Raw genomic sequence first — 6,488 nt, forward strand, 5'->3', positions numbered from 1 at the left:
TTCAAAATAAAATTGCCTAAAATCGTTGATAACACTTGACTTAGAGTAGAAAAAGAAATGCCGTCGGTATTTCTTTTTGCTTGTTCTCGATTCTCTTTATTCAGCCTTGTCTCTTATTTGACTGCCACTGGCCAACCAGGCTGGCAACGTCACTTGCGCCCATGTCGGCCAAAACTGTTGGCAGACCGTCAATCACGTGCTTGATGGCCAATTTGTCATGGAAGGCCATGCTGCCGATCTGAACAGCGCTGGCCCCAGCCAGGATGAATTCAGCCGCGTCTTCCGGGCTGTTGATCCCGCCGACCCCGATAATTGGCAGACTGGTTGCCTGCTTGACCTGGGCCACCATGCGGACAGCTACCGGCTTAACTGCTTGACCAGACAAGCCGCCAAAGTCATTGCCTAAAACCGGCCGCCGGGTCTTTAAATCAAGGTGCAGACCCAGCAAGGTGTTGATCAAGGTCAAACCGTCAGCCCCGCCTCTTTCCGCTGCCTGGGCAATTTCCACAATGCTGGTAACGTTTGGCGTCAATTTCACGTATACCGGCAGGTCCACTTTTTCCTTGACCAGACGGGTGATCTTCTCCACCATTTCCGGCACGATGCCAAAAGTCATCCCGCCTTCAGACACGTTCGGGCAGGACAAGTTGAGCTCTAAAGCATCCGGCTTAGCCGCGGCCAGGATTTCAGCAACTTCCACGTAGTCTTCCACGCTTTCCCCGCCAACGCTGGCCAAGATCGGCAGGTCCGGGTGCTTTTCTCTTAAAGCCGGGATCTTTTCACTAGCCACGACTTCAGCGCCCGGGTTGGTCAAGCCAACAGCGTTCATGACCCCGTCTTCTAGCAAGGCAATCTGCGGCTGCGGGTTGCCAGTCCGGGCATGGCGGGTAGCAGTCTTTAAGACAATTGCCCCCATCTCATCCCAGTCGAAATTCTCTGGCAAGTCGCCAAAGGCAAAGGTCCCACTCGCCGGCATTACCGGATTCTTCAGCTTCAAGCCTGGCAGTTCAACAGCCAAATTAACTTCTGCGGTCATTTTTCCTCCCGTGTGACTTCATGTGACTTCTTTAACTTTTCAATTCGCCAAAATTATCCTACAAAAAAATAAAAAAGGCAAGCTGGCCTGACCCTTGATTTTTCAAAAAGTTCGTGATAGTCTTTTGTTAACTGAGCTTTAATTGGTACAGAGAGACCACAAGCACCACAATCTTTTTGGTATGCACGCATTCTGCCCGCCTGGGGTCTCTGTAGACTCTGGCGGGCTTTTCTTTTGCGGTCGTACGCTGTTATTTTAAGGAGTCGCAATGAACAAACCGTTATTTATCGCTTTGGACTATGATGATCAGGAGAAAATGTGGCTGTTCCTCAACCAGCTGAAAGACAAGCAGGGCCTGCACGTCAAGCTGGGGATGGAAATGTTCTACCAGTACGGGCCGGAAATCGTCCGTGATCTGTCCGCCAAGGGCTACCAGATCTTCCTTGACCTCAAGCTGCACGACATTCCCAACACCGTCAAGCGGACGGCCCACCAGCTGGCTGCCTTGGGCGTCTACTGCACGACTGTCCACGCCTTGGGCGGCAAGCAGATGATCCAGGCCGCTAAAGAAGGCTTGATCGAAGGCACCCCGGCCGGCAAGCCGGTGCCAAAGCTTTTGGCCGTGACTGAACTGACTTCAATCTCTGAAGAAGTCTTGAAGAATGAACAGCACTGCTCACTCAGCCTGGCTGACGAAGTAAAGAGCCTGGCCCACCAGGCCCAGGAAGCCGGGGCTGACGGGATCATCTGCTCACCACTGGAAGTCAAGGCGATGAAGAGCGAATTCAGCGACGACTTTATGTTCGTCACTCCGGGCATCCGGCCAAAGAGCTACCAAAAAGACGACCAGGCCCGGGTGGCCACCCCAGCCCAGGCTAGAGAAAACGGGTCAACCGCCATCGTTGTCGGCCGGCCAATCACTCAAGCCGCTGACCCGCAAAAAGCATATGAAGAGATTTTAAAGGATTGGAGCAAGAACGATGCAAAATAACGAAATTATCCGCCAGCTGATCGACAAGAAGATTGTGACTATTTCTCCAGACAAGGACTTTGTCTACGCCAGCGGGATGCACTCCCCGATCTACACTGACCTGCGGCAGACCATTTCCTTCCCGGAACTGCGGCAAGCAATCGCTGAAAACCTGGCAGCCTTGATCAAGAAGGAATTCCCGGAAGTTACGGTCATCGGCGGTGTCGCTACTGCCGGCATCCCGCACGCAGCCTGGGTTGCTCAAGTCTTGAACCTGCCAATGGTTTACGTCCGCTCCAAGCCAAAGGACCACGGCCAGGGCCGGCAAATCGAAGGCCGCCTGTCCATGGACGACCACATCGTTTTGATCGACGACCTCATTTCAACTGGCGGCAGCGTTTTATCTGCCGTTCAAGCAGTCAAGGACACCGGCGCTCACGTTGACGGGGTCAGCTCAATCTTCACCTACCTTTTGCCAGACGCTGACGAAAACTTCAAGAAGGCCGACACCAAGTTTGCCCCGCTTTTGAACTACCGGGAACTGATTGAACAGGAAATTGCCGAAACGGTCAGCGAAGAACAATATAAGGAATTGTTGGCTTGGCACCAGGATCCTTGGAACTGGAAGCGGTAAGAGCAGGTAAAGAAATTCCTAAGAAAGGCGGATTTTTTCATGAACTTTGCCTCCAGGAACTCTATAGCTGGAAAAATATGTTATATTAGTAACCAGTACGTATGAAGGATGTGGAGATTTAATTTTATGAAAAAACATTTGAAGAAAATCGCCGTTTTGGCAGGTGCCGCAGCTATCGGTCTGTCCACTGCCGCTTGCTCAAGCAGCTCAGCTACTGTAGTTAACTACAAGGGTGGCAAGATCACTCAGGACGAATACTACGAAGCTATGAAGGACACTTCAGCCGGCCAATCAACTTTGGTCAGCCTGATCATCTACCGCACGCTGAAGGCCCAATACGGTGACAAGGTATCTTCAAAGAAGATCGACGCCGAATACAACAAGTACAAGAAGCAATACGGCTCAAGCTTCAGCACTGTTTTGAGCTACAGCGGCTTGACTACCAAGTCATTCAAGCAAAACCTGGCTACCAACTTGTACTCAGTTGCTGCTTTGAAGGACTTGAAGAAGCCAACCACCACGCAAGAAAAGAACTGGTGGAAGAGCTACCACACCAAGACCACTGTTCAGCACATCGTAGTTGCCAAGAAGTCAACTGCTGAAACTGTCATCAAGAAGCTGAAGAGCGGCACCAGCTTTGCTACTCTGGCTAAGAAGTACTCAACTGACACTGCTACCAAGAACAAGGCCGGCAAGCTGTCAGCCTTCGACTCAACTGACACCAGCTTGAGCAGCACTTTCAAGTCAGCTGTTTGGAAGCTTAAGGAAGGCGAATACACTACCACGCCAGTTAAGACTTCATCCGGCTACGAAGTCATCAAGGTTTTGAAGACCACTGAAAAGGGCTCATACACTAAGAACAAGAAGTTCATCGACAAGCAGCTCTACGCTAAGTGGGCAGCTGACTCCAACACTATGACCAAGATCATCAGCAAGGTTCTGAAGAAGGCCAACGTCAACATCAAGGACAAGGACCTCAAGGACAAGAACCTGCTGGCTAACTACCTTGGCACTTCATCATCATCTAGCTCATCATCAAGCTCAAACTAATGAGAGCTGACGATTAGATGATAAAAAAGACTCGATTCATTTGAATCGGGTCTTTTTTGTTTGCTTCGCTACTACTTTTTCAGCTCATAAGCGGCCAGGATTTCCTTGGCCTGCTGGCGGTCTGCCTCTCTGGCAAAGGTCAATTGCAGGACCCCGTCGATTTCTTCTCTGATTTCCAAAATCTGCAGGCTGACGATGCTGATGCCGGCTTCTGCCAGCAGGCGGGTCACGTCGGCTAAAGCGCCAACTTGGTCGGGAATATTGACGAAGAGGTCGTAGTGACCTGGCGCTGCTCCGACCTGGTCTGGCCCCAGCTTGTCCCGGCTGATTTTGGCCTTTTGGAAAAAGTCGTAAAGGGCAGCCTTATCTCCTGCTTCAATTTCCCTGGCCACTTTCTTGAGCTCAGCTTGAAATTCAGCCAGCTGCTTTAAAATGTCCTCTGAATTGTTCAAAAGAATCTGGCTCCACATGGTCGGATCTGATGAAGCAATTCTGGTGATGGACTTAAAGCCCCCGGCAGCCAGCCTGGTTCCCAGCGGCTGGCCAGCAAAAGTCTCTTCAGTCTGGTTGACCAGACCGGCAGCGATGATGTGCGGCAGGTGGCTGATTTGCGCCACAATCTTGTCATGTTCTTCTGCCGTCAGCTGCAGCCATTTCACTCTAGTGGCTTTAAGCAGGTCTTCTAATTCAAGCAGCCTCTTTTCTGCTGCTTGACTTGCAGGAATCAAGAAGTAAAAAGCATTCTCAAAGAGCAAGGCCCGACCTGCCCAAGCCCCAGTCTTGTGCGACCCGGCCATGGGGTGGCCGGCAATAAAGTCGATTCCTTTTTGGCTTAAAGCCTGTGCTTGGTCGACAATTGCCTGCTTGACTGAGCCGACGTCAGTTACCAGGACTCCCTTTTTCAGCTCCATCTGGCTCAATTGCCTGATATCGGCCTTTATGGCGTCAACCGGGCCGGCCAAAATGATGTAGTCCGCCCCTTCTGCCCCTGCTAAGCCTGGCAGCATCTGATCGGCCAATTGCTGGCTTAAGGCGTATTCCTGGGTTTTAGGATCGGGGTCAGAGGCCAAAATCCGGTAGTCTGGATGCCCCTCTCTGATTGCCCGGGCCAGGGAGCTGCCAATCAGTCCCAGGCCCTTGATAAACACTGTCGTCATTGCTTTTTTCCTTCTGTTTTAGCTTTTGCTTGATGCCTATTGCTTACCTAACCAGCTTCTCCAAGTCACTGAAAAAGCCCGGGTAAGACACGGAGATGCTGCCTTCATTAGCCAGCTTAAGTACCTGCTTGCTCTTTAAAGCTGCGATGGCTGCCATCATCCCCAGCCGGTGGTCTCCGTGGCTGTCCAAGGTAGCATCTTTGACCTGCCAGTTTTTCCGGCCCTTGATGATCATCCCATCCGGCAGTTCAGTGATTTCCACGCCCAGTTTGCCCAATTCCTGGCTGACCGTCTTGATCCGGTCAGTCTCCTTGACTCTGAGCTCCTCTGCTCCCCGGATCTCGCTAGTTCCGTCAGCGCATGCCGCCAGGAGCGCCACCAGGGGCAGTTCATCGATGACAGCCGGAATATCTTCCGCCGTCAGCTTGACTGGAACCAGCTGGCTGGTCTCAATCGTTAGATTACCCAATTCTTCTCCCTTGCTTGGCACTTGTTCGATGGCAATTTTTGCCCCCATCTGCTCTAAGACCTTGACGATCCCCGTTCTGGTCGGGTTGAGGTTGACGCGGGTTAAAGTAACTTTTGAATTTGGCACGATGGCCCCGGCCGTCAGCCAAAAAGCGGCTGAAGACATGTCGCCGGGCACTTCTACTTCCTGGCCGGTCAATTCTTGGCCGGGCTGGACATGGATGGTCAAGTTGTCCGCCTCTGTTCTTATATCAGCGCCAAACTGCTGCAGCATGATTTCAGTGTGGTTTCTAGTTGGCAGCTTTTCAATGATGGTTGACGGGCTATCTGCTGCCAGCGCCGCGAAGATGGCCGCGCTTTTGACCTGGGCGCTGGCGACTTCCAGCTGGATTTCTGCCCCATGCAGCTTCTGCCCCTTGACCGTGGCCGGCAAGGTCCCGGCCGGACTCAAGGCAATCTCTGCCCCGAACTTAGCCAAGGGCTGGCTGACCCGCTTCATCGGCCGCTTGCTTAAAGAGGCATCCCCGATCAATTGGCTGGCAAAAAAGCTGCCGGCCAAAATCCCCATTAAAAGGCGAGTCGTCGTGCCGGAATTGCCCATATCTAAAGCTTTATTCGCTGGATTGAGCCCCCTTAAGCCTTGCCCGTAAACGACTAGTTTTTCCCCTTCCCGGTCAATTCTTACCCCCAGGTCTCGGAAGGCCTTGACTGTGGTCAAGCAGTCCTGGCCGGGCAAAAAGTGCTTGATCCTTGTCTCACCTTTGGCTAACGCTCCCAGCATCACGGCCCGGTGGGAAATGCTTTTGTCGCCAGGAACGGTTAACTGGCCAGAGAGGCCATTTGGGGCCATCGCTAATTCTTTCATGCTTTGTTCTTTCTGTTTTCTGTCTTTTTATTTTTGCTAAATTTTACTACTTAATCTGGTAGACGCACCAGACCATGGGAATTTCGATCCGGGCGAGGACTTTTTCAAAAGGCCGCAGGGTCACGTTCTGCTCATTGGTCAAAACGTACTGCCCCCGCCGGCGGTATTCCTGGTAGGCCAGGTACTTGCTGGGACAGGTCACGACTTCCGCGTCCGGCACGTACTGGAGCAGCAGCTTGGCCACGGCGGCATGGGTAAAGGCCAAGTGGTTGTGGACATAGGAATTTTCCAGAAGCAGCATGGGGTTC

General features: G+C 52.2%; 6 protein-coding genes and 1 pseudogene. 3 read left to right on the forward strand and 4 right to left on the reverse strand.

Features of this window, described 5'->3' with window-relative positions; all coding sequences use genetic code 11:
* Window positions 1–100: 100 nt before the first annotated feature.
* Window positions 101–1,036 carry a dihydroorotate dehydrogenase gene (locus ACI32D_RS06780; protein ID WP_439775830.1) on the reverse strand — a complete coding sequence of 312 codons (936 nt, stop codon included), beginning with the start codon at window positions 1,034–1,036 and terminating at the stop codon, window positions 101–103.
* A 268-nt stretch (window positions 1,037–1,304) separates the two neighbouring features.
* Between ACI32D_RS06780 and pyrF the strand changes: the two genes are divergently transcribed.
* The 3 genes from pyrF (at window position 1,305) to ACI32D_RS06795 (ending at window position 3,690) form a co-directional block, all read left to right on the forward strand.
* Window positions 1,305–2,027: an orotidine-5'-phosphate decarboxylase gene (gene pyrF, locus ACI32D_RS06785; protein ID WP_279189185.1), complete on the forward strand. Its 723-nt coding sequence runs from the start codon at window positions 1,305–1,307 to the stop codon at window positions 2,025–2,027.
* Window positions 2,017–2,640, forward strand: coding sequence for an orotate phosphoribosyltransferase (pyrE, locus tag ACI32D_RS06790; RefSeq protein ID WP_439775831.1), 624 nt, complete (start codon window positions 2,017–2,019; stop codon window positions 2,638–2,640). Before pyrF ends, pyrE begins: the two co-directional genes overlap by 11 nt.
* Window positions 2,641–2,766: 126 nt before the next feature.
* A complete protein-coding gene (locus ACI32D_RS06795) occupies window positions 2,767–3,690 on the forward strand; it encodes a peptidylprolyl isomerase PrsA (RefSeq protein ID WP_439775832.1) in 924 nt (307 codons plus the stop codon).
* 71 nt (window positions 3,691–3,761) lie between these two features.
* Here ACI32D_RS06795 and ACI32D_RS06800 read toward each other — a convergent pair whose 3' ends face one another.
* From ACI32D_RS06800 to ACI32D_RS06810, 3 genes and pseudogenes are all read right to left on the reverse strand, one after another.
* Window positions 3,762–4,847: a prephenate dehydrogenase gene (locus tag ACI32D_RS06800; RefSeq protein WP_439775833.1), complete on the reverse strand. Its 1,086-nt coding sequence runs from the start codon at window positions 4,845–4,847 to the stop codon at window positions 3,762–3,764.
* 43 nt (window positions 4,848–4,890) lie between these two features.
* The gene (gene aroA, locus ACI32D_RS06805; RefSeq protein ID WP_439775834.1) at window positions 4,891–6,180 is read right to left on the reverse strand and encodes a 3-phosphoshikimate 1-carboxyvinyltransferase; all 1,290 of its coding nucleotides are present in this window, start codon (window positions 6,178–6,180) and stop codon (window positions 4,891–4,893) included.
* Window positions 6,181–6,226: 46 nt separating this feature from the next.
* Window positions 6,227–6,488, reverse strand: a pseudogene (locus tag ACI32D_RS06810) (hypothetical protein); the annotation flags it as partial.

It is taken from the genome of Lactobacillus sp., from assembly GCF_051873315.1.
Taxonomy (GTDB): domain Bacteria; phylum Bacillota; class Bacilli; order Lactobacillales; family Lactobacillaceae; genus Lactobacillus.

Bases quoted from the DNA above. Each gene is read 5' to 3' on its own strand.
- pyrE (WP_439775831.1), top strand. From the start codon at position 2,017: ATGCAAAATAACGAAATTATCCGCCAGCTGATCGACAAGAAGATTGTG.
- pyrF (WP_279189185.1), top strand. From the start codon at position 1,305: ATGAACAAACCGTTATTTATCGCTTTGGACTATGATGATCAGGAGAAA.
- ACI32D_RS06795 (WP_439775832.1), top strand. From the start codon at position 2,767: ATGAAAAAACATTTGAAGAAAATCGCCGTTTTGGCAGGTGCCGCAGCT.
- aroA (WP_439775834.1), bottom strand. From the start codon at position 6,180: ATGAAAGAATTAGCGATGGCCCCAAATGGCCTCTCTGGCCAGTTAACC.
- ACI32D_RS06780 (WP_439775830.1), bottom strand. From the start codon at position 1,036: ATGACCGCAGAAGTTAATTTGGCTGTTGAACTGCCAGGCTTGAAGCTG.
- ACI32D_RS06800 (WP_439775833.1), bottom strand. From the start codon at position 4,847: ATGACGACAGTGTTTATCAAGGGCCTGGGACTGATTGGCAGCTCCCTG.